Raw genomic sequence first — 25844 nt, 5'->3', positions numbered from 1 at the left:
GAGGACACATGCGCGTCGGCGCATTTTAAGGCTACAGCCTGCAGCCGAGCAGGACGGGTTCGGGCACCAGTGTGATGCCAAACACAGCCCTGACCCCGTCGCGGATGGTACGGGCCAGCGCAATCACGTCGTCGGAACCTGCACCGCCGCGGTTGGTCACGGCCAGCGCGTGCTTGGTGGACAACCGACAGGGCGCCTCCTGGCCGCGCGGGCCGGGCATCGGATAGCCCTTGCCGAAGCCGGCACGCTCCACCAGCCAGCCGGCGGCCAGCTTGACGCCGTCGGGCGCGGGGTAGTGCGGGACCGGCGCGTCGACCGTTGCGGCCACGCGCTCGAAGACACCCCGCGCGACGACCGGGTTGGTGAAGAACGAGCCCACGCTCCAGGTGTCGTGGTCGGCCGCGTCGAGCACCATGCCCTTGCGCGCCCGCAGGGTCAGCACGGCGTCACGGACGGCCCGCGGGTCGGTGCGCTCGCCGGCGGCCACGTCCAGCGCGGCGGCCAGCTCGCCGTAGCGCAGCGGCGCGCTGCGTCCCGCCGCGTCCAGCGCGAACTCGACTTCCAGTACGACAGCAGGGGTGTCGAGTCCGCGCTCGCCGCCGCGCTTGAACACGCTGGTGCGGTAGCCGAAGCCCAGCTCGCTGCCCGGCACCCAGCGCACCTCGCCGCTGCCGCGATCGAGCACCCGGACGCGGGTGATGGTGTCGGAGACTTCGGCGCCGTACGCCCCGACGTTCTGTACCGGCGTCGCTCCGGCCGACCCGGGGATGCCGGACAGGCATTCCAGCCCGCCGAGGCCGTGCTCGATCGCCGCGACGACGACGTCATCCCACGCCGCGCCGGCCTGGGCGCGCACCACGTTGGCCTCCACCGCGATGCCGTCATTCGCCAGCCGCACCGCGGTCAGGTCGGTCAGGGCGTCGGAGATCACCAAATTGGAGCCGCCGGCGAAGACCAGCACCGAGTCTTGTTGCCCACCACGGGTTTCCGCGTCCAGCTGCCGCAGTGTGGCGATCACCTGTTCGGTGGTGGTGCAGGTGATCAGGCGACGCGCGGTCGGTCCGACCCGCAGCGTGGTCAGTGGCGCCAGCGGCGCCGCGCCGGCCACCGGCGCGCCGGCGAACTCCGCACCGGCTCCGCTGGATTTCATGGCCCGTAACGGTAGCGTCACCTGCTATGCCGCGTTCATTCGACTTGTCGGCCGACTACGACGGCAGCGTTGAGGAGGTGCACCGCGCCTTCACCGATGCGGAGTATTGGCGGGCCAGGCTGGCCGGGTCGGGCGTCGACGTCGCCACCCTGGAGTCGATGCGGGTCGGCGGCGAGTCCGGAGACGAGGACACCGTCGAGGTCGTCACGCTGCAGGTGATCCGCAGCGACAAACTCCCGGGGATGGTCACCCAACTGCACAGCGGCGACCTGTGCATCCGCCGGGAGGAGACTTGGGGGCCGGTCACCGACGGCGCCGCGACGGGGTCGGTCGTGGGCTCGATCGTGAACGCGCCGGTGAACCTGGCCGGCACCGCCGTCCTGGAGCCTCTCGGGGCGACCGGCCGCACCCGGCTGACGTTTCGGGCCACCGTCCAGGTGCGGGTCCCGATCATCGGTGGCAAGTTGGAGAACATCATCGGCACCCGGCTGGCCGAGCTGATCGAGGCCGAGCAGCGCTTCACCACGGAGTGGATCGCCAGAACGGTGTGAGTGCGGATCGTCGCCGGGCCCGAGCTGGATCACCCGACTCCTCCTCCCGCCGCCTTCAGCGCCACGCATCGTCGCCGGGCCTAAGCTGGATCGCCCGACTCCTCCTCCCGCCGCCTTCAGCGCCACGCATCGTCGCCGGGCCCGAGCTGGATCACCCGACTCCTCCTCCCGCCGCCTTCAGCGCCACGCATCGTCGCCGGGCCCGAGCTGGATCGCCCGACTCCTCCTCCCGCCGCCTTCAGCGCCACGCATCGTCGCCGGGCCCGAGCTGGATCGCCCGACTCCTCCTCCCGCCGCCTTCAGCGCCGCGCATCGTCGCCGGGCCTAAGCTGGCGCTCATGCGAATCGCCCTCGCGCAGATCCTCAGCGGCACCGATCCGGCAGCAAACCTGCAGCTGGTGGCCGAATACGCCCGCCGGGCCGCCGACGCGGGCGCGAAGCTGGTGGTGTTCCCGGAGGCGACCATGTGCCGGTTCGGCGTGCCGCTCGGCCCGGTCGCCGAGCCGGTCGACGGGCCCTGGGCCGACGCGGTGCGCCGCATCGCGGCCGAGTCGCACATCGCCGTCGTGGCCGGGATGTTCACCCCGTCGGGGGACGGGCGGGTGAAGAACACGCTGATCGCGGCGGGCCCGCACGGTTGCGACGAGGCGGACGCCCACTACGACAAAATCCACCTCTACGACGCCTTCGGCTTCACCGAATCACGCACGGTCGCACCGGGACACGATCCGATGGTGATCACGGTCGACGGCGTCCGGGTGGGGCTGACGGTGTGCTACGACATTCGTTTCCCGGCGCTCTACACCGAACTGGCCCGCCGCGGGGCCCAGGTGATCGCGGTGTGCGCATCCTGGGGTGCCGGCCCCGGCAAACTCGACCAGTGGACGCTGCTGGCCCGCGCCCGCGCACTCGATTCGATGAGTTACGTCGCCGCGGCCGGTCAGGCCGATCCCGGTGACGCCCACCGGTCCAAATCGGGGGCACCGACCGGTGTCGGGGGCAGCCTGATCGTCTCGCCGCTGGGCGAGATCGTCGCGTCGGCCGGCCCGGATCCCCAGCTGGTGGTGGCCGACATCGACGTTGACAGGGTCGCCGAGGCCCGCAGGAGCATCGCGGTGCTGCACAACCAGTCGGATTTCGCTCAGGTTGATAGGGCAGAATCGGTCGGGTGACGAACCCGCAAGGACCACCGAACCCGGACCCGTCGCAGTGGGCCCGTCCCTCCAACCAGGGACCTTTCGGCCAGCCGCCCACGGAGCGGCCGACCGAGCGGATCAATACCGGCGGCCCGGGTCACGTGCCCGCGCCGCCGCCTCCCACTCAAGGTCCCCCGGCCGGGCAGAGCGAGCGATTCGGGACGCCTCAGCCGAACATGCAGCAGCCCGGCTACCCGCCGCCCCCCACCCCGCCCGCCGGCCCGACCGAGCGGTTCGCCACTCAGCCCGGCGACGAGGCGGCATCGGGGAAAAAGAAGCGCCGCTTCGGTCGCGACCCGGTCTCCGTTTTGCTGATCTTCATCATCGTGTTCGCGCTGATCGTGGCCGCGCTCATCGGCGCCGAGCTGTACGTGCGCCACGTCGCCGACACCAAGGTGGCCCAGGCTGTGGCGTGCGAGGTCAAGGACCAGGCCACCGCCTCGTTCGGGGTGGCGCCGCTGATGCTCTGGCAACAGCTGACCAAGCACTACACGAACATCTCGGTGCAGACCGCAGGCAACAACATCCGCGACGCCAAGGGCATGAAGCTCTCGGTCAACGTCAACGACGTCCGGATCAAGGACACCGGCAACTCCAAGGGCACCATCGGCTCGCTGAACGCCACCATCACGTGGACCAGTGACGGCATCAAGCAATCGGTACAGAACGCCATCCCGGTTCTGGGCCCGTTTGTCACCAATAGCGTCACCACCCATCCCGCCGACGGAACCATCGAGCTGAAGGGGATGTTGGACAACATCACGGCCAAGCCGGTGGTGTCGGGAACCGGGTTGCAGCTGCAGATCGTCAGCTTCAACGCCCTCGGTTTCACCATGCCCAAGGAGTCCGTGCAGTCGACGCTGGACGAATTCCTCTCCAACCAGACCAAGGACTTCCCGCTGGGTATCCACGCGGACAGCGTGCAGGTCACCGATACGGGCGTGACGAGCCATTTCTCGACTCAGAACGCCACCATTCCGGCCGGCAACACCGACCCCTGCTTCGCCGACCTCTGAGCCGCGCGGCGGCCGGTCAGGTCAGCCAAGGCCGTCGAGCACGCCCCGGGTGCCCGACAGCCCCAGTCGGGTGGCGCCGGCGCCCAGCATCGCCAGCGCGTCCGCGGCGGTGCGGATGCCGCCGCTGGCCTTCACCCCGAGGCGCCCACCGACGGTCTCGGCCATCAGCGTGACCGCGTGCACGGAGGCGCCGCCGGCCGGATGAAATCCGGTTGACGTCTTCACGAAGTCGGCACCACCGTCTTCGGCGGCGCTGCATACCTGTGCCAGCGTGCGTTCGTCCGCCAGCGCCAGCAGCGCCGCCGACTCCACGATGACCTTGAGCACGGCGCCGCCGATCGCGTCGCGCACGGCGCGGACGTCGCAACGCACCGCGTCGATGGCGCCGGCCAGGGCCGCCCCGACGTCGATGACCATGTCGACCTCGCATGCCCCGGAGGCGACGGCCAGGGCGGCTTCGTGCGCCTTCACCGCCGGGAGGTGCTTGCCCGACGGGAAGCCAGCCACGCTGGCCACCCGCACGCCGGCGCCGGCTCGCACCGCGACGGGAACCATCGGGGGCGAGACGCACACCGCGTAGACGCCTAGTTCGACGGCCTCACCGACCAGTGCCGTCACGTCGGCTTCGGTTGCTTCGGGCTTGAGCAGGGTGTGGTCGACGAACGCCGCCAACTGCGCCCGGCTGGGTTGGGTGGCCATCAGAAGGATTCTTCCGGACCGCCGGGGTTGCAACCGGAGGCGACCATCTCGGTGTCGTCGACGACCGGTCGCCACGGCTCCAGGTTCCAGCTGACCTTGCCGGGCTGGGCGAGTTCGGCGAACTGCCAATGGCAGAGGAACTGGGCGCGCATCCCGGGAGCGTCTGCGTCCTGGGCCGACGCGAGCACCTCGGCCCACGCCTCGTCGGCCAGCGCCGGGGTCCTGGAGGCGGTTCGGCCGGCCGGCGACGGGAAGACGCGCAGGCTGCTCAGGCCCTGCCACTGCGCCCACTGGGTGTGGTCGATGTAGGGCGGGGGCGGGGCGGGCGGATCCGCCGGGTCGGGGGCGGCGACCGCGTGCGGTATCGGAGGGCACAGGAAGACGAGCACCGCGACCGGCGCCGTCAGCAGGGCCTTCATTCCGCTAGCGCGACTTACCTTGAATCTCAAGCAGTTTGGGCCGCACGTCGACCAGGTACACACCGGCGGCGCAGGCCGCGATCGCCATACCGAGCACTCCGAAGACGAAACCCAAGATGGACGTCAGCGCGACGGCCCCGCCCAGGATCAACAGCCACACCGGCTTGGTCAGCTTGTTGGCGGCGGTATAGGCGTCGGGTCGTTGCAGCGCGGCGTGCACGAACGCATAGATCGCCGTGACCAGGACGGCGATCTGCAAGACCAGCATGACGGTTCCCACGAGGTCGTTCACGCCCTAAGCGTATGCGGGCACCGTCCAAAACGTCGACTCCGAGTCACCCGGGGGTGACTCGGAGCCGGCGTCGTGCGAGTGTCGTGCTTACTTCTGAGTGACCTTCTTGGCCGCGGCCTTCTTGGCCGGAGCCTTTTTGGCCGGAGCCTTCTTGGCGGGGGCCTTCTTGGCGACGGCCTTCTGGGCCTTCTTAGCGGTCGCCTCGGTCTTGCCGGGCAGCTCGATGCCGACCAGCTTGGCGGCGCGCTCGCCGACCGCGCGGGTCTGCGACGCGACGGTGCCGAGAGCCTCCTGCGTCAGCTCGACGGCCTGGTCGACGTAACCCTCGGCGCGCGCGGACGCGTCTTCGAACGCCGACTGGTTGCGCAGCCGCTGCAGGGCCGCCTCACCGCGCTCGACGAGCTCGTTGTAGCGGCTGGTGGCCGCCTCCAGGTAGCCCTCGGCGGCCTTGCGCAGCTCGTCGGTGGTGAACTTGTCGCGCAGCTCGGTGAACTGCTCGGGCAGGTCCTCCTGGAGCTTGGTCAGGCGGGCGCGGCGCTCCTCGACCCGGGTGCGGGTCTCGGCGCGGGTCTCTTCGGCGCGGTCACGCAGGCCGGCGATCAGGTCATTGACGGTGGCCAGGGCCAGGTCGGCCGCGCCCAGCGCCGCGAGCAGCGGGGCCCGCAAGTCTTCGATGTTCGTGTTTTCCGCCATGGTCTTTCCTTTCACTGATGTGGTTTTGGTATCGGTGTTATTCGCTTTTCAGCTCTCTGGTCGAGAAGTTAGGTGCAAACGTCTCCTTCGCAACTGGGGCCGCCAGTGCCGGGGGTGGTTCGTCCAGCGATTCAGCTGGGATCGGTCGGTCTCCCCATGGGGTAACCGCGGCGGCCGGTCGTCTATACATCGCCAACCCGCTATCGCGAGCAACAGGCCCGTACTCTGGCACAAACTCCCTGTACAGAGGGTTACGACGCCGGTGGAACGGACTGGTCACTCGCTGTTGGATTCAGTCGGACACTCCTCGTGGGTCGATTCGTTTTGCTGCGTGAACGATGAGTAGATGTCGAGCAGAATTTGCTTTTGCCGCTCGGTGATCGCAGTGTCGGTGACGATCGCGTCCCGAACCTGACTTTTGTCACTGGGCTCGAGAATCCCGGCGCGCACATAGAGAACCTCGGCGGAGACCCTAAGGGCCTTCGCGATCTGGTTCAAGACATCGGCGGAGGGCTTACGCAATCCACGCTCCACCTGACTCAGATATGGATTGCTGACCCCGGACTTTTCGGCGAGTTGACGCACCGAAACCTGCGCGAGTTCACGCTGGCTACGGATGAAGCTGCCGATGTCAGAGGCCATGTCGGAGGCAGCGTTGGACACCTTGGCGGAGAGCTTCTCCTCGGGCGTCACGGCGTGCTCCTGGTTGGCTGGCTGGTTCTTGACGCGCCCAGACTACTACAAGTGCTTGCTATTGCAAGCACTTGTTAGCGCTGCTAGGAATTCGCTACATCAGCAACTGCGCGACGGCGTAGATCACCAAACCCGCCAGCGAGCCGACCACGGTCCCGTTGATCCGGATGAACTGCAGGTCACGACCCACATGCAGTTCGATCCGCCGGCTGGCCTCCTCGGCGTCCCAACGCTCGATCGTGTCGGTGATGATTGCTGTGATCTCCACCCCATACTGCGAGACCAGGTGCTGCGCCGCCCGGACCAGCCAGTTGTCGACCTTGTCCCGCAGGTCTGCGTCGTCGCGGAGCGATTCCCCGATGCGCACCACGGCGTCGGCAATCCGGGTGCGCAGCGAACTGGACGGGTCGTCCACACCCTCGAGCACCAGCCTCTTCAGCGTCTTCCACGCCGCCGCCGCGGCATTGGCGATCTCGTCACGCGCCATCAGCTGTTCCTTGATCGCATCGGCGCGCGCAATGGTGTCCGGGTCGTGCTGCAGGTCTTCGGCGAAATCGAACAGGAAGCGGGTGGCCGATCGGCGCAACTCGTGGTCCGGATTGCGGCGCACCTTGTCGGTGAAGTCCATCAGCTCGCGGTGGATGCGGTCGCCGACCAGATGGTCGACGAAGCGCGGCGACCAGGTCGGCGAGTCACGCTCGACCACCCGCTGAATGACCTCCCCGGCCTTCAGCGACCACTGGAAGGCCCGGTCGGCCAGCAACTGGATCAGCGCCTCCTGCCGATGCTCGGCCAGCAGGGTGGCCAGCACCCGGCCGACCGGTGGACCCCACTGCGGCTCGGCGATCCGGCGCACGATCATGCGGTCGATCACCTGCTGGACGTCCTCGTCGCGCAAGAGTTCGACCAGTACCCGCAGGACGGTGGCCGTCTCGCTGGCCACCCGCTCGGCATGGGCGGCCTCCGACAGCCACTTCCCGAGCCTGCCCGACACCTGGGCGTCGCGCAGCTTGGTTTCGACGACCTCCGGCGACAGGAAGTTTTCCCGGACGAATGTGCCGAGTCCCTCGCCGAGCTGGTCTTTCTTGCGTTTGATGATCGCGGTGTGCGGGATCGGAATGCCCAGCGGGTGTCTGAACAGCGCGGTCACCGCGAACCAGTCCGCCAAAGCGCCGACCATGCCGGCCTCGGCGGCGGCGCCGACGTATCCCACCCAGGCCCCCAAGCTGGCGTGCGCCTGGGCCCACCGGCAGGCGAGGAACACGCCGGTGGCGCCGATCAGGAAGCTCAGCGCCACCATCTTCATCCGGCGCAACGCCACCCGGCGCTGCGCGTCCGCTTCGGGATCAGCGCCCGCGAAGGACTCGGCAAGAGACGCGCGAGGGGGCCCGCCGGAGGGAGACGGCGCCGTCATACCGGGCCTCGCCTTCGGCGCGCCCGACGCTTCGCCTCTCACCGAGGCTCGATGTGCCACCACTCCATCATCTATCTTTCCCGCCATCTGGGGTGACCACACTGTTGGCGACGTCGCAACCGCACCCGGCCAGGGCAAGAAACCGACCCCCCAAACCGATAAGATCGATGGCGTCTAGCGAATGGGAAATCGGCAACTGTGACAGAGCAAATCACGGCTGCGAGCGTCAAAATGGACGGGCGCAAGCGGCGCTGGCATCAACACAAGGTGGATCGTCGCAACGAATTGGTCGACGGCACAATCGACGCGATTCGCCGGTTGGGCGGCACGCTGAGCATGGACGAGATCGCCGCTGAGATCGGCGTCTCCAAAACGGTGCTGTACCGCTATTTCGTCGACAAGAACGACCTGACGACGGCCGTGATGATGCGGTTCACCCAGACCACCCTGATTCCCAACATGGCCGGGGCGCTGACGTCCAACCTCGACGGCTTCGACCTCACCCGCGAGGTCATCCGCGTCTACGTCGAGACCGTCGCCAACGAGCCCGAGCCCTACCGGTTCGTGATGTCCAACAACTCGGCCAGCAAGAGCAAGGTCATCGCCGACTCCGAACGCATCATCGCGCGCATGCTCGCGGTCCTGATGCGCCGTCGCATGCAGCACGCCGGCATGGACACCGGTGGTGCGGAACCGTGGGCGTACCTGATCGTCGGCGGCGTGCAGCTGGCTACCCACTCGTGGATGTCATACCCGCGCATCACTCGCGATGAGCTGATCGACTACCTGACCATGCTGAGCTGGAATGCCCTCAAGGGGATCGTCGAGGTCGGCGGATCGCTGGAGAAATTCCGCGAGGAACCCCACCCTTCACCGATCGTGCCGCCACGAGATCGTGAGGACGGGCTCAGACGCTGAAATCGGCTCGACCGCTGCGCGGTCGCCGCTCCCACCCGTCCTGTGAGGCGCGGCACGCTCTCTAGGAGCGCGACTCGGACCGTCGCGACGACTAGCATTCAGGGAGCATCGGGGGATACTGCGGGGTCGCCGTTTCGGCTGTCTACTCCTATTCCCGCATATAGCGGCAAAGAGAGGTTTGTGTCGACATGTCTGTGCAGCTCACGCCGCACTTCGGGAACGTGCAAGCTCATTACGACTTGTCCGACGACTTCTTCCGGCTGTTCCTCGATCCCACTCAGACCTACAGCTGCGCCTACTTCGAGCGTGACGACATGACCCTGGAGGAGGCGCAGATCGCCAAGATCGATCTGGCGCTGGGAAAGCTCAAACTCGAGCCCGGGATGACGTTGCTGGACATCGGCTGCGGCTGGGGAGCCACCCTGCGGCGGGCCGTCGAGAGGTACGACGTCAACGTCGTCGGCCTGACGCTGTCGGAGAACCAGGCCGAGCACGCGCAGCGGTCCTTCGACCAGATGGACACCCGCCGCACCAGGCGGGTGCTACTGGAGGGCTGGGAGAAATTTCACGAGCCGGTGGACCGCATCGTGTCGATCGGCGCGTTCGAGCACTTTGGCCGCCAGCGCTACGGTCGCTTCTTCAAGATGGCCTACCAGGCGCTGCCGCCCGGCGGAGTGATGTTGCTGCACACCATCGTTCGGCCCTCGTTCAAGGATGCCCGGGCCAAGGGCATGAAGCTGACTCGCGAGATTGTCCAGTTCTCCCAATTCATCCTGGCCGAGATCTTCCCGGGCGGCTGGCTGCCGACACCCCAGACCGTCGGCGAATACGGGGTCACGGCGGGCTTCCAGCTGACCCGGATTCAGTCGCTGCAGCTGCACTACGCCAGGACCCTCGACCTGTGGGCCGAGGCGCTCGAGGCGAACCGCGAGCAGGCCCTGGCCATTCAGTCCCGAGAGGTCTACGACCGCTACATGAAGTACCTCACCGGATGCGCGAAGCTGTTCCGGCAGGGCTACACCGACGTCGACCAGTTCACGCTGGAGAAGTAGCCACCGCATCAAAGCAATCAGCCCCGACCGGATCGCGGTCGGGGCTGACTCGGCTCGGCGCTACTTGACCATCGTGAATTGCCCCACGTTGCAGATGCCCTTCCGAAAGAAGTTCTCGCAGCCCGTCAAATAGTGCATGTACCGGTCGTAGACCTCTTCGGACTGCAGGGCTATCGCCCGGTCCTTATTCGCTTCCAGGTTGGCCACCCAGATGTTGAGGGTCCGCTCGTAGTGCTTCTGCAGCAGTTGCACCCGCTCGATCGAGAAGCCCGCCACCTCACCGAATTTGAAGATGTCTTCCTGCGCCGGCAGCTGTCCGCCCGGGAAAATTTCCTGGCCGATGAATCGCATGAATCGCAAATCGCTCATCGTGATCGAAACGCCACGTTCACGATGCTGCCGCTGCGAGTACGCCAGGATGGTGTGCAAAAGCATCCGGCCGTTATCGGGAAGGATCTCGTAGGCGCGTTCGAAAAATGCGGGATAGCGCTCCATCTTGAAAGCTTCGAAGGCCCCGATGGACACGATCCGGTCCACCTTGTCCTCGAACTCTTCCCAGCCCTGCAGCCGCACCTCGATGTTGCGGTTGGTCGGCAAGCCGGACAGCTTGTTCTTGCTGTACTCGAACTGATTGCGGCTCAGCGTGATACCGATGACGTTGACGTCGTACTTCTCGACAGCCCGCTTGAGCGCACCGCCCCAGCCGCAACCGATGTCCAGCAGCGTCATCCCGGGCTCGAGGTTCAGCTTCCCCAACGCAAGATCGAACTTCGCGATCTGTGCTTCTTCGAGCGTCATGTCGTCGCGCTCGAAGTACGCGCAAGTGTAACCCATCGTGGCGTCCAGGAACTGCGCGAAGAATTCATCCGAGACGTCGTAGATGGACTGCGACTCCTCATAATAGGGTTTCAATCCGGTCATGCTCGGTACGCCTTTCATCCTGTTCGACGCGAGCATATTAACCGATTGGTTTGCTGAGCGCCCTATGGGTATCGGTGAGTCATGAGTTGTCACTCAATAGGTATAAAAGCCCTGGCCCGTCTTCTTGCCGAGCCGGCCGGCTTCCACCATGCGCAGTAGTAGCGGCGGCGGGCCATACTGCGCTTCCTTGAACTCCTCGAACATCTTGTCGGCGATCAGCTTCAGGGTGTCCAGTCCCACCAGGTCGGACAGGCGCAGCGGCCCCATCGGGTGCGACAGACCGGCCACCACGGCCTTGTCGACGTCCTCGACCGTCGCGAAACCCGCTTCCACCATGCGGATCGCCGACAGCAGGTAGGGCACCAGCAGGGCGTTCACCACGAAACCGGACCGGTCGGAGCAGCGCACGACCTGTTTGCCCAGGACCGCGCTCGCGAACTCCTCGGTGCGCGCGGCGGCGCCGTCGTCGGTGACCAGGGTGCTGACCAATTCGACCAACGGCAGCACCGGCACGGGATTGAAGAAGTGCAGGCCCAGCACGCGCTGCGGGTTCTTGGTGGCCGCGGCGATCTTCATGATCGGGATGCTCGAGGTGTTGGACGCCAGGACGGCGTCCGGGTCGGAAATGACCCGGTCGAGCTCGGCGAAGACGTGTGCCTTGACGGCCTCGTCTTCGACGATCGCCTCGATGACCAGCTGGCGGTCGGCGAGGGCGGCCAGGTCCGTGGTGAAGGTGAGCTTGCTCAGCGCCCGGTCTCGCTCCCGCTCGGTCACCTTGCCGGCGCTGACACCGCGCTCCAGCGACTTCACGATGCGGTTGCGTCCCGCCGTGATGAGGGCGTCGGTGGTCTCGAACACGGTCACGTCGACACCGGCGCGCACCGAGACCTCGGCGATGCCGGACCCCATCTGGCCGGCCCCGACAACTCCTACCCGCTGAATCGTTGTGTCACTCACTGGTTTCTCTCCGGTGTCGTATCGGCCTGCGCCGCAATAGGCCCCGCCCAGGTTGGCTGGGCGGGGCCTACGCTACTTCATCTCATTTTCGGAACGCCGAGCGTGTACTCAGGGCGAAAATTCGGTCGAATTCTCGCCACAGGCGCACGCTCGGCGCGCTTACCGGTCAGTGACCCCAAGCCGTGGGTTTCACTTCGTCCTCGTGGCCGAGGCCACTCGTCCTCAGTGAAACTGGCCCTCTTCGGTGGAGCCGGCCAGCGCGGTCGTCGACGAGCTCGGGTCCACCGTGGTGGCGATGCGGTCGAAGTACCCGGCACCGACCTCACGCTGGTGCTTGGTGGCGGTGTAGCCCCGCTCCTCGGCGGCGAACTCGCGCTCCTGCAGCTCGACGTAGGCGCTCATCTGGTTGCGGGCGTAGCCGTAGGCCAGGTCGAACATCGAGTAGTTCAGCGCGTGGAAGCCGGCCAGCGTGATGAACTGGAACTTGAATCCCATTGCGCCAAGCTCCTTTTGGAACTTCGCGATGGTGCTGTCGTCCAGGTGCTTGCGCCAGTTGAAGGAAGGCGAGCAGTTGTAGGCCAGCATCTGGTCGGGGAACTCGGCCTTGACGCCCTCGGCGAACTTGGCGGCGAGCTCGAGATCCGGCGTGCCGGTCTCCATCCAGATCAGGTCGGAGAACGGCGCGTAGGCCCTGGCCCGGGCGATGCAGGGCTCCAGGCCGTTGCGGACCCGGTAGAAGCCCTCCTTGGTGCGCTCACCGGTGATGAACGGCTGGTCGCGCTCGTCGACGTCGGAGGTGATCAGCGTGGCGGCCTCCGCGTCGGTCCGGGCGATGACGACGGTCGGGACGTCGCACACGTCGGCGGCCAGGCGGGCCGAGGTCAGGGTCCGGATGTGCTGCTGGGTCGGGATCAGCACCTTGCCGCCCAGGTGACCGCACTTCTTCTCCGAGGCCAGCTGGTCCTCCCAGTGCGATCCCGCCACACCCGCGGCGATCATGGCCTTCTGCAGCTCGTAGACGTTGAGCGCACCACCGAAGCCGGCCTCACCGTCGGCGACGATCGGCGCCAGCCAGTTCTCCACCGAGGTGTCGCCCTCGACCTGGGCGATCTCGTCGGCGCGCAGCAGCGCGTTGTTGATCCGGCGCACCACCTGGGGCACCGAGTTGGCCGGATACAGGCTCTGGTCTGGGTAGGTGTGCCCGGACAGGTTGGCGTCACCGGCGACCTGCCAGCCGGACAGGTAGATGGCCTTCAGGCCGGCGCGCACCTGCTGCACGGCCATGTTGCCGGTCAGGGCGCCCAGCGCGTTGATGTACTCGAGGTCGTGGAGCTGCTCCCAGAGCACCTCGGCGCCGCGGCGGGCCAGGGTGGCCTCCTCGACCACGGTGCCCTGCAGGGCGACGACGTCGCTGGCGCTGTAGGTCCGGGTGACGTCCTTCCAGCGCGGGTTGGTGTCCCAGTCCTTCTGGATCTGTTCGGCGCTCTTGGGGGTGCCAACGACAGACATTGGGCATGCTCCTTCACGATCTTCACTACTGAGTTGCTGGATGCCTCACCGGCGGCAGCTTGCGGCTCAACTTCGCTGGTGTGCTAACTCGAAGATGGCACAGCTCGCAGGGGTGGTCCACCCCTTTCAGTTGCGAATTTAAGCAATGGGATCACGCGAATTTGTAAAGTTTGCGAAGTTGCTAACTAACTGAACCGTTTCAGAAGCTACCCGCGAGTAACCCCAAAGCCGCAGGTCAACGCGGCATTTAACCGGGACGCTTGTCCTGTTACCGAGCAAAGATCGCGGCGACGGCCTTGGTCTCGTCTCCGACGGCATATGTGAGCGTTGTAACAGTCCGATCGCCCAGCCCCGGACCGAATTGTTCGGTGGATCCGGCGGGATGGACGTGCGAGATGATCTCCAGCTTGTCGCCCAACGCCACCGGCGCCTCGTGTTCGATGGTGATCCGCAGCGGCGCCTTCATCAGCTCCAGGTGCGACGCCAGGTAGTCCTCGATCACGCTCCAGTACACCGAGTTGTTCATGTGGTCGAACAGGTCGATATCGGTGACCCGGACGGGAAACTCGTGGATCTCCACGGCGTCGTCGCGGCTGCCCGGCTTCAGATAGGACTTCCATCGCAACCGGTCGACGGAGGTCGTCTTGCGCAGGCCCGCCAAAAAGTCGTCGGCGATGCGCGACGGCATCTGGGTTTCCCGGTTGATGCTGATCCAGAACGCCTCGGACTCGATCAGGCCGCCTTTACGGCCGTCGACCCGGACCCGCATCTCACACCACCGGTTGGAGGTGCCCGAACACCACCGGCGGCAGCGCAGCATGTCCTGGAACTCGATGGGACGGATCAGGTCCACCATGGTGCGCCGGACGATCCAGAGCGGATGGGTTTCCTCGAAGCCCATCTCGCGCAGCTGGTCCTGCCCGATGTCCTGGATATGGCGGCACGCGGCATCCAGGCGCAGCCGGCCCGCGCGGTCGATATCGCCGACCCGCAACGGCCACTGGCGATCGAAAACGTCAGGGTGACCGTCGGGCACCGGCATCAATTCTTTGTCCAGGCTCACGCCGTCGCTCCCCGTTTCGTGCTCATGGTTACCCCAGGCTAAGGCCGAATTCCCGATCGCATCATGCCAACGAGGTGCGTCGAATACTAATCCCGACGCGACCGCTCCGGATGCCAACTCTGCGAATTGGATCTTCACACGGCGCCGGTAACCTCGGAGGGTGTCCAAAACGTTTGTCGGATCCCGGGTACGCCAGTTGCGCAACGAACGCGGATTCTCCCAGGCCGCGCTGGCTCAGATGCTGGAGATCTCGCCGAGCTACCTCAACCAGATCGAGCACGACGTCCGGCCGCTGACCGTGGCGGTGCTGCTGCGCATCGCCGAGGCGTTCGGGGTCGACGCGACCTTCTTCTCCTCGCAGGACGACACCCGCCTGGTGGCCGAGTTGCGCGAAGTCACCATGGATCGCGATCTGGACATCGACGTGGACCCGACCGAGGTCGCCGAGATGGTCGGCGCCCACCCCGCCCTGGCCCGCGCGGTGGTCAACCTGCACCGGCGCTACCGGATCACCACGGCCCAGCTCGCGGCCGCCACCGAGGAGCGATACTCCGACGGCAGCGGCACCGGGTCGATCACCATGCCGCACGAGGAGGTGCGCGACTACTTCTACCAGCGGCAGAACTATCTGCACGAGCTGGACACCGCCGCCGAGGACCTGACCATCAAGATGCGCCTGCACCACGGAGATCTGGCGCGCGAGCTGACCCGCCGGCTCACCGAGGTGCACGGCGTGCACATCAACCGGCGGATCGACCTGGGCGACACCGTGCTGCACCGCTTCGACCCCACGACCAAGTCCCTGGAATTCAGCAATCATCTGTCGCTGGGGCAGCAGGTTTTCAAGATGGCGGCCGAATTGGCCTATCTCGAGTTCGGCGATCTCATCGACACTTTGGTCGAGGAGGGCAAGTTCACCAGCGCGGAGTCGCACACGCTGGCCCGACTGGGGTTGGCCAACTACTTCGCCGCGGCCGCCGTGCTTCCCTACCGCCAGTTTCACGACGTCGCGGAGAATTTCCGCTACGACGTCGAGCGGTTGTCGTCGTTCTACTCGATCAGTTACGAGACCATCGCGCACCGGCTTTCGACGTTGCAGCGGCCGTCGATGCGCGGCGTGCCGTTCTCCTTCGTCCGGGTGGATCGGGCCGGCAACATGTCAAAACGCCAGTCCGCCACCGGCTTTCACTTCTCCTCCAGCGGTGGCACCTGCCCGCTGTGGAACGTCTACGAGACGTTCGCCAATCCGGGCAAGATCCTGGTGCAGATCGCGCAGATGCCCGACGGCCGCAACTACATGTGGGTGGCCCGCACCGTGGAGCGCCGCGCGGCCCGGTATGGTCAGCCGGGTAAAACCTTCGCGATCGGGTTGGGCTGCGAGCTTCGCCATGCTCACCGCCTCGTCTATTCGGAAGGACTCGACGTCTCGGGAGAACCAGGAACAGTGGCCACACCGATCGGCGCGGGCTGCCGGGTCTGCGAGCGCGACAACTGCCCACAGCGCGCCTTCCCGGCGCTCGGACGCGCACTCGATCTCAACGAGCACCGCAGCACGGTCTCGCCCTACCTGGTGCTCCAGCCGTGAGCAGCCCGCAGACCCGCATCCCGCCGGGGCGGCTTCGCGAGCTGGGACCGATCAACTGGGCGTTCGCCAAGCTGTCCGCGCGCACGGTCAAGGTGCCGGAGATGCACCTGTTCACCACGCTGGGCCAGCGCCGGGTGCTCTACTGGACGTTCCTGTTCTACGGTGCGCGCCTGTTGCGGGGGCGGCTGCCGCGCATCGACACCGAGTTGGTGATCCTGCGGGTCGCGCATCTGCGCGGGTGCGAATACGAGCTGCAGCACCACCGCCGGATAGCCCGCAAGGCCGGGCTGGACGCCGACCTGCAGGCCGCGATCTTCGCCTGGCCCCAGCGGCTGGACCCGGTCGACAACCGGCTGACCGTGCGCCAGCAGGCGCTGCTGGCGGCGACGGACGAGTTCGTCCGAGACCGGACCGTGGCCGCCGACACGTGGCAGCAGCTGGCGACTCATCTGGATCGGCGGCAGCTCATCGAATTCTGTTTGCTCGCAAGCCAATACGACGGTCTTGCGGCGACCATCTCAGCGCTCGGCATCCCGCTGGACCAACCGCGCTAGCTACAGGTAGACGTCGGCCAGGACGGCCAGCGTCAATATCACGGGCAGCGCCGGCAGCGCGAAGGCGAACGCCGCCCACGCCCGCTTCCCGCGCCGGCGCTGGCGCCGTCCCCACACCGCGGCGCCGACCGCCAGCACCACCGCGGCCAGCAGCACCAGCGGGCCCCACTGGCCGGCCGTCGCGTTGTCGCCGTTCGAAATGGCCAGCAACCACAGGACATAACCGGCCATCAGGCCACCGACGGCACCCGCGATGGCCTCAGGCGTGACGCTGCGCATCATTCGCCGCTCAGAAATTGATCATGTGCCCGGTCAGGCCGTGGAAACATTCCTGCAGCGCCTCGGACATGGTCGGGTGGGTGTGCACGTTGCGGGCCAACTCGGTGGCGGTCAGGTCCCACTTCTGGGCCAGGGTCAGCTCCGGAAGCAGTTCGGAGACGTCGTGACCGACCAGGTGCCCGCCAAGCAGCTCACCGTATTTGGCGTCGGCGATCAGCTTGACGAACCCGCTGGGGTCGCCCACGCCGTGGGCCTTGCCGTTCGCGGTGAACGGGAACTTCGCCACCACCACGTCGTGGCCTTCGTCGCGGGCCTGCTCCTCGGTGAGGCCGAAGCTGGCGACGTTGGGCTGGCAGAACGTCGCGCGCGGCATCATGCGGTAGTCGCCGAGCGCCAAAGTCTCTGCGCCGGCAATGGTTTCGGCGGCCACCACGCCTTGGGCCTCGGCGACGTGGGCCAGCTGCAGCTTGCCGGTGACGTCACCGATGGCGTAGATGTGCTCGATGTTGGTGCGCATGTAGTCGGTGATCCCGATGGCCTTGCGGTCGGTCAGCGCGACCCCGGCCGCCTCCAGGCCGAAACCCTCGACGTTGGGTGCAAAACCAATGGCCTGCAACACCTTTGAGGCCTTGAGCTCCTGGGAGTTGCCGTCCTTGCTGACGACCACAGTCACCCCGGAGCCGTCGTCGGAGATGGACTCGACCTTGGTGCCGGTGAGGATTTTGACGCCCAGCTTCTTGAACTGCCTCTCGATCTCCTTGGAGACGTCGGCGTCCTCGTTGGGCAGGGCACGCGGCAAGAACTCCACGATGGTCACGTCGACGCCGTAGTTGCGCAGCACATAGCCGAACTCCATGCCGATGGCGCCGGCGCCGGCGATGATGATCGACTCCGGCAACTCCCGCGACAGGATCTGCTCTTCGTAGGTGACCACGTTGGCCGACAGCGACGTGCCGGGGACCAGGCGGGTGCTGCTGCCGGTGGCGATGATGGCGTTGTCGAAGGTGACGGTTTGGGTGCCGCCCTCGTTGAGCTCCACCGAGATGGTGTTGGCGTCGGTAAAGCGGCCGTAGCCGTGGATTTCGGTGATCTTGTTCTTCTTCATCAAGAAGTGCACGCCGGCGACGCGGCCCTCGGCGACCTTGCGGCTGCGGTCGAAGGCGGCCCCGTAGTCGAAGGTCGCCTCGCCGCCGATGCCGAACGTCTTGGCCTCTTTGGTGAAGATGTGCGCGAGTTCGGCGTTACGCAGCAGCGCCTTGGACGGGATGCAGCCGACGTTGAGGCAGACTCCGCCCCAGTACTTCGGTTCGATGACCGCGGTGCTGCGGCCCAGCTGCGCGGCGCGAATGGCCGCGACATATCCGCCGGGACCGGCCCCGAGGACGACGACGTCATAGTGAGAAGTCACGAGCCCACCCTAGTTGGCGACCACCCCCGGCGGGCCCCCGGGCGAGGCGTCAATAGCGGTCAATAGGGAATGACGCCGACCAGACAGTGCCCCACCCGAGCGCACAGGGAATGGCCATACAGCGGCGCCGCGGCCACCAGTGCGGCGAACGGCCCGGACATCAGCGCCACCGCGAGCGCCGAGATCAGCGGCCTGCCCTGGGTCATCGCCAGCATCACCCCGGCGACGACGCACACCACCACGTAGACCAGGACCACGAACAGCGCGGGGGTCTTGTCGACGCTGTGGTACCACCAATAGAACAGCCCCAGCCCGATCACGCCGGCCGCCGCCCACACGCCGAGCAGCACCAGGGCCAGCTTCCACCATTTGAGGTAGAGGTACCGGCCGGGGACGTTGACCGGTTGCACCGGCCCGACGGGCTCGGCCGGTTCCGCATCGCCGCCACCCGACGCGGGCGCCGGCTCGTCGTCCGCGGTCTCGGTCTCGGTCTCGGTCGCGGTCGCGGCGGCATGCTCGCCGGTGTCGTCGTCGAAATCGGGGACCCAGGACTGGGTGCCGGTGTGCTCGGCGTCGTCTTCGTCGTCCGAAAAGTCCGGCACGAACGCCTCGGTGCCGGGGCTCGAGGCGTCCTTGTCGTCAGACACCGGCGGTCACCCGCAACGCGACCAGCACCCCGAACCAGCCCGGCGCCACCGACAGCAGGAACGCGCCCAGCATCGTGACCCATCGGCGTCCGGAAAGCAGGATGGTCGTCAGCCCGACCACGCTGAGCGTGCCCACCACCGACGCGATGGCGACGCCCGGGCTGACCCCGGCGTGGAACGCGACGGCGCCCGCGACACCCGCCAGAAGCCCGATCGCGCTGCCGACCAGCATCGCGCCGGCCAACAACCAGGGACGCGGAAGGGGGATCACTTTCTCGACTGTACTGCGGTCACCGGCGCGGGGGGCATGTCGCCGAGGCCGCGTCGGCCACCACCGGGCCCCGTGCCGGGGGGCGTTCGCCGCGTTCGTAATCGGCGCCGGTGATCACCGCCACGGCGGCCAGCGCCGCCCGCTCGTCCTCGGTGAAGGCGCGGCCGCGGGACAGGAACCGCACCCCGTCGGGTGCCTCCAGGCTGAACCCACCACCGCGGCCGGATACCACGTCGATGACCAATTGGGTGTGCTTGTCGCGATAGTGGGCCGCGTACTGCGGACCCGAAATCCACACCGGCACACCGTCGATCCCGACGTCGAGCACACCGAGCAACACGTCGCGGTCGCCGACGAGGAAATCGCCGAGCGGGTAACACATGGGCGACGAGCCGTCGCAGCAGCCGCCGGACTGGTGGAACATCACCGGACCGTGGGCGGCCTGCACCCGCATCAGCACTTCGGCGGCCGGGGCGGTGATGACGACACCGGCTGGTGGCACCATCAGAAGAATCCGAGCGCCTTGTCGGAGTAGGACACCAGCATGTTCTTGGTCTGCTGGTAGTGCTCGAGGGCCATCTTGTGGCATTCACGGCCGAAGCCGGACAGCTTGTAGCCGCCGAACGCCGCGTGCGGCGGGTACACGTGATAGCAGTTGACCCACACCCGGCCGGCCTGGATATCGCGGCCGGCGCGGTACGCGGTGTTGCCGTCGCGGCTCCACACGCCCGCCCCCAGGCCGTAGAGGGTGTCGTTGGCGATCGAGATGGCGTCGTCGTAGTCGTCGAACGAGGTCACCGTGACCACCGGCCCGAAGATCTCCTCCTGGAAGACCCGCATCGTGTTGTTGCCGCCGAAGATGGTGGGCTGCATGTAGAAGCCGCCGGACAGGTCGCCGCCGAGTTCGGCGCGTTCGCCTCCGGTGATCACCTTGGCGCCCTCGTCCTTGCCGATCTCGATGTAGGACAACACCTTTTCCAGTTGGTCGTTGGACGCCTGGGAGCCCAGCATGGTCTCGCTGTCCAGCGGATCGCCCTGGCGCACCGCCTTGGTGCGGATCGCGGCCAGCTCCAAAAACTCGTCGTAGATGTCGGCCTGGACCAGACTGCGTGACGGGCAGGTGCACACCTCGCCCTGGTTGAGGGCGAACATGGTGAAGCCCTCGAGCGCCTTGTCCTGATAGTCGTCGGCCTTGGCCATCACGTCGGAGAAGAAGATGTTGGGGCTCTTGCCCCCGAGTTCCAGGGTGACCGGGATCAGGTTTTGCGAGGCGTACTGCATGATCAGCCGCCCGGTGGTGGTTTCCCCGGTGAACGCGATCTTGGCGATCCGGTTGCTCGACGCCAGCGGCTTGCCGGCTTCGGCACCGAATCCGTTGACGACGTTGACGACCCCGCCGGGCAGTAGGTCGCCGATCAGCGACATCAGGTAGAGCACCGAAACCGGTGTCTGCTCAGCGGGTTTGAGCACCACCGTGTTGCCGGCCGCCAGCGCGGGCGCCAGTTTCCAGGCGCCCATCAGGATCGGGAAGTTCCACGGAATGATCTGCCCGACCACGCCGAGCGGCTCGTGGAAGTGGTAAGCCACGGTGTCGTCGTCGATCTGACTCAGCGAGCCCTCCTGCGTGCGCAGGGCCGAGGCGAAGTACCGGAAGTGGTCGGCGGCCAGCGGGATGTCGGCGGCCAGCGCCTCGCGGATCGGCTTGCCGTTGTCCCAGACCTCGGCCACCGCCAGCGCGTCTTTGTTCTCGTCGATGCGGTCGGCGATCTTGTTCAGGATCGCGGCCCGTTCGGCCGGCGCCATCTTGCCCCACGCCGGGGCGGCCGCGTGCGCGGCGTCGAGCGCCTTGTCGATGTCGGCCTCGTCGGAGCGGGCGACCTCGCAGAACGTCTGACCGGTGACCGGAGTCGGGTTCTCGAAGTAGCGCCCCTTCGCCGGTGCGACCCACTGTCCGCCGATGAAGTTCTCATAGCGGGATTCATACGACATCAATGCCCCCGCAGATCCCGGACGTGCGAAAACAGTCATCTGCCCTCACTCCTCGTTTGGCTGTGTAACTCACCTCACAGTACCGCCGGCGCCACAATGGATTGCTATGGCTTCCATGACGTCGCAATCTCAGTCCGCCGCCCGACACAACGAAGATCCCTACCTGTGGCTCGAGGACGTCACGGGCGACGAGGCACTGGACTGGGTGCGGGAGCGTAACGCGGCGACGCTGGCGCGGTTTCGCGACGAGAATTTCGAACGGATGCGCACCGAGGCGCTCGAGGTGCTCGACACCGACGCCCGCATCCCGTACGTGGTGCGCCGGGGCGAGTACCTGTACAACTTCTGGCGCGATGCGGCCAACCCCCGTGGGCTGTGGCGGCGGACCACGCTGGACAGTTACCGGACCGACTCCCCCGACTGGGACGTGCTGATCGACGTCGACGAGCTGGGCCGTGCCGACGGCGAGAACTGGGTGTGGGCCGGCGCCGGCGTCATCTATCCCGAACACACCCGCGCCCTGGTCAGCCTGTCCCGCGGCGGCTCGGACGCCTCCGTCGTGCGCGAATTCGACATGTCTACAAGGGAATTCGTTGACGCCGGATTTGAGCTGCCCGAAGCCAAGTCGCAGGTCAGCTGGGCCGATCCGGACACCGTGCTGGTCGGCACCGACTTCGGCGCCGACTCGCTCACCGATTCCGGCTATCCGCGGGTGGTCAAACGGTGGCGACGTGGCACCGCGCTCGCCGACGCCGAGATGGTCTTCGAGGGCGCGCGTTCCGACGTCAACGTGACGGCGAGCACCAGCCGGATCCCCGGCTTCGAGCGCACCCTGATCGGCCGGGCTCTGGACTTCTGGAACGAGATCGTCTACGAACTGCGCGGCTCCGAACTCATCCGCATCGACACGCCCACCGACGCCAGCGTCAGCCTGCACCGCGAGTGGCTGTTGATCGAGTTGCGCAGCGACTGGCCGTTGGGCGACGCCACCTACACCGCCGGTTCGCTGCTGGCGGCGAACTACGAGGAATTCCTCACCGGCACAGCGCAATTGCAAGTCGTATTCGAACCCGACGCGCACACCGCCCTCAACCACTACGCGTGGACCCGCGACCGACTGCTGGTCGTCTCCTTGGCCGACGTGGCCAGCCGCGTGGAGATCGTCACGCCCGGCGACTGGCTGCGCGAGGAGGTGGCCGGCATTCCGGCGGCGACCAACACCGTCATCGTTTCCGCCGACGACACCGGCGACGAGTTCTTCCTGGATTCCAGCGGATTCGACTCGCCGTCGCGTCTGATGCGGGGAACCGATGACGGGACGCTCGAACCGGTCAAGTCCGCCCCGTCCTTCTTTGACGCCGAAAACATCTGTGTGAAGCAGAATTTCGTGGCGTCGCAGGACGGCACCCCGATCCCCTATTTCGTGGTGCGGCCCGGCGCTCCACAGGCTTCCGACGCACCGGCGCCTACCCTGCTCTACGGCTACGGCGGCTTCGAGTCGTCCAACACGCCGGGCTACAGCGGCGTGCTGGGCCGGCTGTGGCTGGCCCGCGGCGGCACCTACGTGCTGGCCAATATCCGCGGCGGCGGCGAGTACGGCCCCGGCTGGCACACCCAGGCGATGCGCGCGGGACGTCACAAGGTGGCCGAGGACTTCGCCGCCGTGGCAACCGATTTGGTGCACCGCGGCATCACCACCGTCGCGCAGCTCGGGGCGCAGGGCGGGAGCAACGGTGGCCTGCTGATGGGCATCATGTTGACCAAGTACCCGGAGAGGTTCGGTGCGTTGGTGTGCAGCGTGCCCCTGCTGGACATGAAGCGCTACCACCTGCTGCTGGCCGGTGCGTCGTGGGTCGCCGAATACGGCGACCCCGACAACCCCGATGACTGGGAGTTCATCTCCGAATACTCGCCCTACCAGAACATTTCGAGCACCCGCCGCTACCCGCCGGTGCTGATGACAACCTCCACCCGCGACGATCGCGTGCATCCGGGACACGCCCGCAAGATGACAGCGGCACTCGAAGCCGCGGGCCAGCCGGTGTGCTATTACGAGAACATCGAAGGCGGGCACGCCGGCGCGGCGGACAACGAGCAGGTGGCCTTCAAGTCGGCGCTGACCTACTCTTTCCTCTGGCAGATGCTGACGGCCGGCACGACATGAACCGGCGCGGGACCGCGGCGCTGCTGGCGGTGGTCATCGCAGTCGGGTGCGGCCACCAGGGGGCCCAATCTCCCAGCGCCGCAACCACTACCGGCCTACTGCCGGCGGGTGTGCCCACCGAGGGGTCCCGGCCGCCGGCCGCGACCCTGCCGCCGGCGGCGGAACCCCAGCGCGCGCCGCAGCCCGCCGGGCCACCGCCGGGGCGGCTGGTGCCGGTCGCCGGCGGTCCGGAAGGCGTCGCCGTCGACCCGGTGACCCGCATCGTGGCGGTCGCCTCGCACGACCCCGACCGGCTCGTCCTGCTCAACGCCGACTCGCTGCAGGTGGCCGGCCGCACTCCGCTGCCCGGCTCGGCACGCCACGTCGAATCGGCGGGCCCGGGCGGTCCGATCCTGGTGCCCGTCGAAAGCGCAAACGCCTTGGTCGAAGTGCGGTTACCGGGCGGCGCCGCATCGCCACCGATCCTCACCGGCACGTCGCCGCACGATGCCGCGGCGGCGTCCAACGGCACCGTCTTCGTCGGAAACGAGCTGGGCGGGACGGTGGCCGCCGTACGCGACGGCAAGGTCGTGAAGCTCTTCACCGACAGCGTGCAGCCCGCCGGACTTGCGGCAGCCGGAACTGCCGTCGGGATGCTGGACGCGCGGCGCAACACCTTGACGGTCTACGACGCGCAGCGGCTTGCCATCATCGGGTCGGCCCCGGCCGGCGCGGGGCCGACCCACCTGGTCGCCGACCGGCGCGGCCGGATGATCGCCGCCGACACCCGCGGCGACGCCATCCGGGTGTTCGATCCGCTGCCGACCCCCCGCGAGATCGCCGCCGTCCGGCAGCCGGGCGGACCCTACGGCATCGCCTACGACGGGATGCGGGACCGGCTCTGGGTGGCCTCCTCGGGCACCAACGAGGTCGTCGGCTACGACGTGAGCGGGGCGGTCCCCCTGGAAATCCGGCGCATCCCGACGGTGCAGGACCCATACAGCGTGGGGGTGGATTCGCAGACCGGGCACCTGTTCATCGCGGGCGTCACCGCCGGGGTGCTCCAGGTCGTCGAGCCGGGCCTCTAAGCGCCGACTCACCCCTAAGATCGTCAGGGTGTCCGCGACTCAACGCATCGAGCTCACCCTGCTGGCGACGGGACTGATCTTCGTCCTGGCCTCGGCGGCGCAGGCGCGCTACCGCTTCGTCAAGGACCGTCGCGCCGGCCGGCGGTTCTACTGGGCGACCGCGATCATCGGCATCGTGTCCTTCGCGCTCGGGACCGGCCGGCCCTGGCCGAACGGGATCCTCGCGGCCGCGGTGTTCTCCGGCATCGTCGTCCTCTCGGCTTACATCACCACGCCGTATTTGAAGATCGGCGGCCGGATCTACGCGTCCTCGCCGGAGAACCGTCAGCCCGACCGTTAAGGACGCCATGCCAGCCAGCGACTTCCAGACCCTGCTCTACCGGACGGCCGGCGCGGTTGCCACCATCACGCTGAACCGTCCGGAGCAGCTCAACACCATCGTGCCGCCGATGCCCGACGAGATCGAGGCCGCCATCGGCCTCGCCGAACGGGACTGGGACATCAAGGTCATCGTGCTGCGCGGCGCGGGCCGCGCCTTCTCGGCCGGCTACGACTTCGGGGGCGGCTTCCAGCACTGGGGCGAGGACATGATGACCGACGGGAAGTGGGATCCGGGCAAGGATTTCGCCATGGCAACCGCCCGCGAGCTCGCGCCGAGCCAGAAGTTCATGGCCATCTGGCGGGCGTCCAAGCCGGTGATCGCCCAGGTGCACGGCTGGTGTGTCGGCGGGGCCAGCGACTACGCGCTGTGCGCCGACCTCGTCATCGCCAGCGAGGACGCCGTGATCGGCACCCCGTACAGCCGGATGTGGGGGGCGTACCTGACCGGCATGTGGCTCTACCGGCTGAGCCTGGCCAAGGCGAAGTGGCATTCACTGACCGGCCGGCCGCTGACCGGCATCCAGGCCGCCGAGGTCGAGCTGATCAACGAGGCGGTGCCGTTCGAACGGCTCGAGGCGCGCGTCGCCGAGATCGCCGGCGAACTGGCGCAGATCCCGTTGTCGCAGCTGCGGGCGCAGAAGCTGATCGTCAACCAGGCCTACGAGAACATGGGCCTGGCGTCCACCCAGACCCTGGGGGTCATCCTCGACGGCCTGATGCGCAACACCCCCGACGCGCTGGACTTCATCGAGACGGCGCAGACGCAGGGAGTGCGGGCAGCGGTCGAGCGCCGCGACGGCCCGTTCGGGGACTATAGCCAGGCCCCGCCGGAGCTGCGGCCCGATCCTGCGCACGTCATCGTCCCTGATCGCGACGGATACTGAGATGCGCTAGCGAAATCCTGCCGGTGAGCTGGAAACTGTTCCCGGCAGACCAAAAAGTGTTAACGTAACAAC

At 67.2% G+C, this 25844-nt stretch carries 28 protein-coding genes; 11 read left to right on the top strand and 17 right to left on the bottom strand.

Annotated features, from left to right (window positions below):
• Window positions 1–31: 31 nt before the first annotated feature.
• Complete coding sequence (locus OQ789_RS05745) at window positions 32–1150, bottom strand: UDP-N-acetylmuramate dehydrogenase (protein WP_324684090.1); 1119 nt, start codon at window positions 1148–1150, stop codon at window positions 32–34.
• Between the two features lie 26 nt (window positions 1151–1176).
• Between OQ789_RS05745 and OQ789_RS05740 the strand changes: the two genes are divergently transcribed.
• From OQ789_RS05740 to OQ789_RS05730, 3 genes are all read left to right on the top strand, one after another.
• Entirely contained in the window at window positions 1177–1701 is a 525-nt protein-coding gene (locus OQ789_RS05740) for a DUF2505 domain-containing protein (protein ID WP_324684088.1), read from the top strand.
• Window positions 1702–2039: 338 nt separating this feature from the next.
• Window positions 2040–2873 (top strand): carbon-nitrogen hydrolase family protein, encoded by an 834-nt coding sequence (locus tag OQ789_RS05735; protein WP_324684086.1) that lies wholly within the window; start codon window positions 2040–2042, stop codon window positions 2871–2873.
• Entirely contained in the window at window positions 2870–3913 is a 1044-nt protein-coding gene (locus OQ789_RS05730) for a DUF2993 domain-containing protein (RefSeq protein WP_324684084.1), read from the top strand. Before OQ789_RS05735 ends, OQ789_RS05730 begins: the two co-directional genes overlap by 4 nt.
• 21 nt (window positions 3914–3934) lie before the next feature.
• Here OQ789_RS05730 and deoC read toward each other — a convergent pair whose 3' ends face one another.
• The 6 genes from deoC to OQ789_RS05700 all read right to left on the bottom strand — a co-directional run bounded on the left by deoC (window position 3935) and on the right by OQ789_RS05700 (window position 8186).
• Window positions 3935–4612 (bottom strand): deoxyribose-phosphate aldolase, encoded by a 678-nt coding sequence (deoC, locus tag OQ789_RS05725; RefSeq protein ID WP_324684083.1) that lies wholly within the window; start codon window positions 4610–4612, stop codon window positions 3935–3937.
• A complete protein-coding gene (locus OQ789_RS05720) occupies window positions 4612–5031 on the bottom strand; it encodes a DUF2599 domain-containing protein (RefSeq protein ID WP_324684082.1) in 420 nt (139 codons plus the stop codon). The genes deoC and OQ789_RS05720 overlap by 1 nt, the downstream gene beginning before the upstream one ends.
• A 4-nt stretch (window positions 5032–5035) precedes the next feature.
• Window positions 5036–5323: a DUF2516 family protein gene (locus OQ789_RS05715; RefSeq protein ID WP_324684080.1), complete on the bottom strand. Its 288-nt coding sequence runs from the start codon at window positions 5321–5323 to the stop codon at window positions 5036–5038.
• Between the two features lie 87 nt (window positions 5324–5410).
• Window positions 5411–6016 carry a heparin-binding hemagglutinin HbhA gene (hbhA, locus tag OQ789_RS05710; RefSeq protein WP_324684078.1) on the bottom strand — a complete coding sequence of 202 codons (606 nt, stop codon included), beginning with the start codon at window positions 6014–6016 and terminating at the stop codon, window positions 5411–5413.
• A 276-nt stretch (window positions 6017–6292) separates the two neighbouring features.
• Window positions 6293–6709 carry a helix-turn-helix transcriptional regulator gene (locus OQ789_RS05705; protein WP_324684076.1) on the bottom strand — a complete coding sequence of 139 codons (417 nt, stop codon included), beginning with the start codon at window positions 6707–6709 and terminating at the stop codon, window positions 6293–6295.
• A 94-nt stretch (window positions 6710–6803) separates the two neighbouring features.
• Window positions 6804–8186, bottom strand: a complete 1383-nt coding sequence (locus OQ789_RS05700) for a DUF445 domain-containing protein (protein ID WP_324684074.1) — start codon at window positions 8184–8186, stop codon at window positions 6804–6806.
• A gap of 135 nt (window positions 8187–8321) precedes the next feature.
• Between OQ789_RS05700 and OQ789_RS05695 the strand changes: the two genes are divergently transcribed.
• Window positions 8322–9041, top strand: coding sequence for a TetR/AcrR family transcriptional regulator (locus OQ789_RS05695; protein WP_324684072.1), 720 nt, complete (start codon window positions 8322–8324; stop codon window positions 9039–9041).
• A gap of 188 nt (window positions 9042–9229) precedes the next feature.
• Window positions 9230–10093, top strand: a complete 864-nt coding sequence (gene pcaA, locus OQ789_RS05690) for a cyclopropane mycolic acid synthase PcaA (RefSeq protein WP_324684070.1) — start codon at window positions 9230–9232, stop codon at window positions 10091–10093.
• A gap of 60 nt (window positions 10094–10153) precedes the next feature.
• Here pcaA and OQ789_RS05685 read toward each other — a convergent pair whose 3' ends face one another.
• The 4 genes from OQ789_RS05685 to OQ789_RS05670 form a co-directional block, all read right to left on the bottom strand.
• A complete protein-coding gene (locus tag OQ789_RS05685; protein ID WP_324684068.1) occupies window positions 10154–11014 on the bottom strand; it encodes a cyclopropane mycolic acid synthase family methyltransferase in 861 nt (286 codons plus the stop codon).
• A 93-nt stretch (window positions 11015–11107) separates the two neighbouring features.
• The gene (locus OQ789_RS05680; RefSeq protein WP_324684067.1) at window positions 11108–11971 is read right to left on the bottom strand and encodes a 3-hydroxybutyryl-CoA dehydrogenase; all 864 of its coding nucleotides are present in this window, start codon (window positions 11969–11971) and stop codon (window positions 11108–11110) included.
• A gap of 222 nt (window positions 11972–12193) precedes the next feature.
• The gene (aceA, locus tag OQ789_RS05675; RefSeq protein ID WP_324684066.1) at window positions 12194–13480 is read right to left on the bottom strand and encodes an isocitrate lyase; all 1287 of its coding nucleotides are present in this window, start codon (window positions 13478–13480) and stop codon (window positions 12194–12196) included.
• 268 nt (window positions 13481–13748) lie between these two features.
• Window positions 13749–14543, bottom strand: coding sequence for an acyl-[acyl-carrier-protein] thioesterase (locus OQ789_RS05670; protein ID WP_324684064.1), 795 nt, complete (start codon window positions 14541–14543; stop codon window positions 13749–13751).
• A gap of 160 nt (window positions 14544–14703) precedes the next feature.
• Here OQ789_RS05670 and ramB point away from each other — a divergent pair, with 160 nt between their 5' ends.
• Window positions 14704–16128: an acetate metabolism transcriptional regulator RamB gene (gene ramB, locus OQ789_RS05665; RefSeq protein WP_324684062.1), complete on the top strand. Its 1425-nt coding sequence runs from the start codon at window positions 14704–14706 to the stop codon at window positions 16126–16128.
• Window positions 16125–16682: a carboxymuconolactone decarboxylase family protein gene (locus tag OQ789_RS05660; protein WP_324684060.1), complete on the top strand. Its 558-nt coding sequence runs from the start codon at window positions 16125–16127 to the stop codon at window positions 16680–16682. Before ramB ends, OQ789_RS05660 begins: the two co-directional genes overlap by 4 nt.
• On the opposite strand, the gene OQ789_RS05655 is transcribed toward OQ789_RS05660, so the two are convergent.
• The 6 genes from OQ789_RS05655 to OQ789_RS05630 are packed head-to-tail and all read right to left on the bottom strand — an operon-like array spanning window position 16683 to window position 21315.
• Window positions 16683–16964 carry a hypothetical protein gene (locus tag OQ789_RS05655; RefSeq protein WP_324684059.1) on the bottom strand — a complete coding sequence of 94 codons (282 nt, stop codon included), beginning with the start codon at window positions 16962–16964 and terminating at the stop codon, window positions 16683–16685. It abuts the gene before it with no gap.
• A 7-nt stretch (window positions 16965–16971) separates the two neighbouring features.
• The gene (lpdA, locus tag OQ789_RS05650) at window positions 16972–18369 is read right to left on the bottom strand and encodes a dihydrolipoyl dehydrogenase (RefSeq protein WP_324684058.1); all 1398 of its coding nucleotides are present in this window, start codon (window positions 18367–18369) and stop codon (window positions 16972–16974) included.
• 59 nt (window positions 18370–18428) lie between these two features.
• Window positions 18429–19016, bottom strand: a complete 588-nt coding sequence (locus tag OQ789_RS05645) for a hypothetical protein (protein WP_324684056.1) — start codon at window positions 19014–19016, stop codon at window positions 18429–18431.
• Window positions 19009–19287 (bottom strand): putative holin, encoded by a 279-nt coding sequence (locus OQ789_RS05640; RefSeq protein WP_324684054.1) that lies wholly within the window; start codon window positions 19285–19287, stop codon window positions 19009–19011. Before OQ789_RS05640 ends, OQ789_RS05645 begins: the two co-directional genes overlap by 8 nt.
• A 19-nt stretch (window positions 19288–19306) precedes the next feature.
• Window positions 19307–19792, bottom strand: coding sequence for a DUF779 domain-containing protein (locus OQ789_RS05635; RefSeq protein ID WP_324684052.1), 486 nt, complete (start codon window positions 19790–19792; stop codon window positions 19307–19309).
• The gene (locus OQ789_RS05630; RefSeq protein WP_324684050.1) at window positions 19792–21315 is read right to left on the bottom strand and encodes an aldehyde dehydrogenase family protein; all 1524 of its coding nucleotides are present in this window, start codon (window positions 21313–21315) and stop codon (window positions 19792–19794) included. The genes OQ789_RS05635 and OQ789_RS05630 overlap by 1 nt, the downstream gene beginning before the upstream one ends.
• 76 nt (window positions 21316–21391) lie before the next feature.
• On the opposite strand from OQ789_RS05630, the gene OQ789_RS05625 reads away from it, so the two are divergent.
• Genes OQ789_RS05625 through OQ789_RS05610 form a run of 4 tightly spaced genes read left to right on the top strand, consistent with a single transcriptional unit; the run spans window position 21392 to window position 25772 of the window.
• Entirely contained in the window at window positions 21392–23440 is a 2049-nt protein-coding gene (locus OQ789_RS05625; protein WP_324684048.1) for a prolyl oligopeptidase family protein, read from the top strand.
• Window positions 23437–24507 carry a YncE family protein gene (locus OQ789_RS05620; protein WP_324684046.1) on the top strand — a complete coding sequence of 357 codons (1071 nt, stop codon included), beginning with the start codon at window positions 23437–23439 and terminating at the stop codon, window positions 24505–24507. Before OQ789_RS05625 ends, OQ789_RS05620 begins: the two co-directional genes overlap by 4 nt.
• A 28-nt stretch (window positions 24508–24535) precedes the next feature.
• Window positions 24536–24847, top strand: a complete 312-nt coding sequence (locus OQ789_RS05615) for a hypothetical protein (RefSeq protein WP_324684045.1) — start codon at window positions 24536–24538, stop codon at window positions 24845–24847.
• A 7-nt stretch (window positions 24848–24854) separates the two neighbouring features.
• A complete protein-coding gene (locus OQ789_RS05610; protein WP_324684044.1) occupies window positions 24855–25772 on the top strand; it encodes a crotonase/enoyl-CoA hydratase family protein in 918 nt (305 codons plus the stop codon).
• Window positions 25773–25844: the final 72 nt, after the last annotated feature.

The sequence above is a fragment of the Mycobacterium sp. 94-17 genome, assembly GCF_035617725.1.
Lineage (GTDB): Bacteria > Actinomycetota > Actinomycetes > Mycobacteriales > Mycobacteriaceae > Mycobacterium.
The sequence above is the reverse complement of the archived record's forward strand: the minus strand, read 5'-3'. Positions and strand labels throughout refer to the sequence as shown.

Excerpts from the sequence above, each read along its gene's own strand:
- OQ789_RS05745 (WP_324684090.1), bottom strand. The coding sequence starts at position 1,150 with ATGAAATCCAGCGGAGCCGGTGCGGAGTTCGCCGGCGCGCCGGTGGCC.
- OQ789_RS05740 (WP_324684088.1), top strand. The coding sequence starts at position 1,177 with ATGCCGCGTTCATTCGACTTGTCGGCCGACTACGACGGCAGCGTTGAG.
- OQ789_RS05735 (WP_324684086.1), top strand. The coding sequence starts at position 2,040 with ATGCGAATCGCCCTCGCGCAGATCCTCAGCGGCACCGATCCGGCAGCA.
- deoC (WP_324684083.1), bottom strand. The coding sequence starts at position 4,612 with ATGGCCACCCAACCCAGCCGGGCGCAGTTGGCGGCGTTCGTCGACCAC.
- OQ789_RS05720 (WP_324684082.1), bottom strand. The coding sequence starts at position 5,031 with ATGAAGGCCCTGCTGACGGCGCCGGTCGCGGTGCTCGTCTTCCTGTGC.
- hbhA (WP_324684078.1), bottom strand. The coding sequence starts at position 6,016 with ATGGCGGAAAACACGAACATCGAAGACTTGCGGGCCCCGCTGCTCGCG.
- pcaA (WP_324684070.1), top strand. The coding sequence starts at position 9,230 with ATGTCTGTGCAGCTCACGCCGCACTTCGGGAACGTGCAAGCTCATTAC.
- OQ789_RS05685 (WP_324684068.1), bottom strand. The coding sequence starts at position 11,014 with ATGACCGGATTGAAACCCTATTATGAGGAGTCGCAGTCCATCTACGAC.
- aceA (WP_324684066.1), bottom strand. The coding sequence starts at position 13,480 with ATGTCTGTCGTTGGCACCCCCAAGAGCGCCGAACAGATCCAGAAGGAC.
- OQ789_RS05655 (WP_324684059.1), bottom strand. The coding sequence starts at position 16,964 with ATGATGCGCAGCGTCACGCCTGAGGCCATCGCGGGTGCCGTCGGTGGC.
- OQ789_RS05635 (WP_324684052.1), bottom strand. The coding sequence starts at position 19,792 with ATGGTGCCACCAGCCGGTGTCGTCATCACCGCCCCGGCCGCCGAAGTG.
- OQ789_RS05630 (WP_324684050.1), bottom strand. The coding sequence starts at position 21,315 with ATGACTGTTTTCGCACGTCCGGGATCTGCGGGGGCATTGATGTCGTAT.
- OQ789_RS05625 (WP_324684048.1), top strand. The coding sequence starts at position 21,392 with ATGACGTCGCAATCTCAGTCCGCCGCCCGACACAACGAAGATCCCTAC.
- OQ789_RS05620 (WP_324684046.1), top strand. The coding sequence starts at position 23,437 with ATGAACCGGCGCGGGACCGCGGCGCTGCTGGCGGTGGTCATCGCAGTC.
- OQ789_RS05610 (WP_324684044.1), top strand. The coding sequence starts at position 24,855 with ATGCCAGCCAGCGACTTCCAGACCCTGCTCTACCGGACGGCCGGCGCG.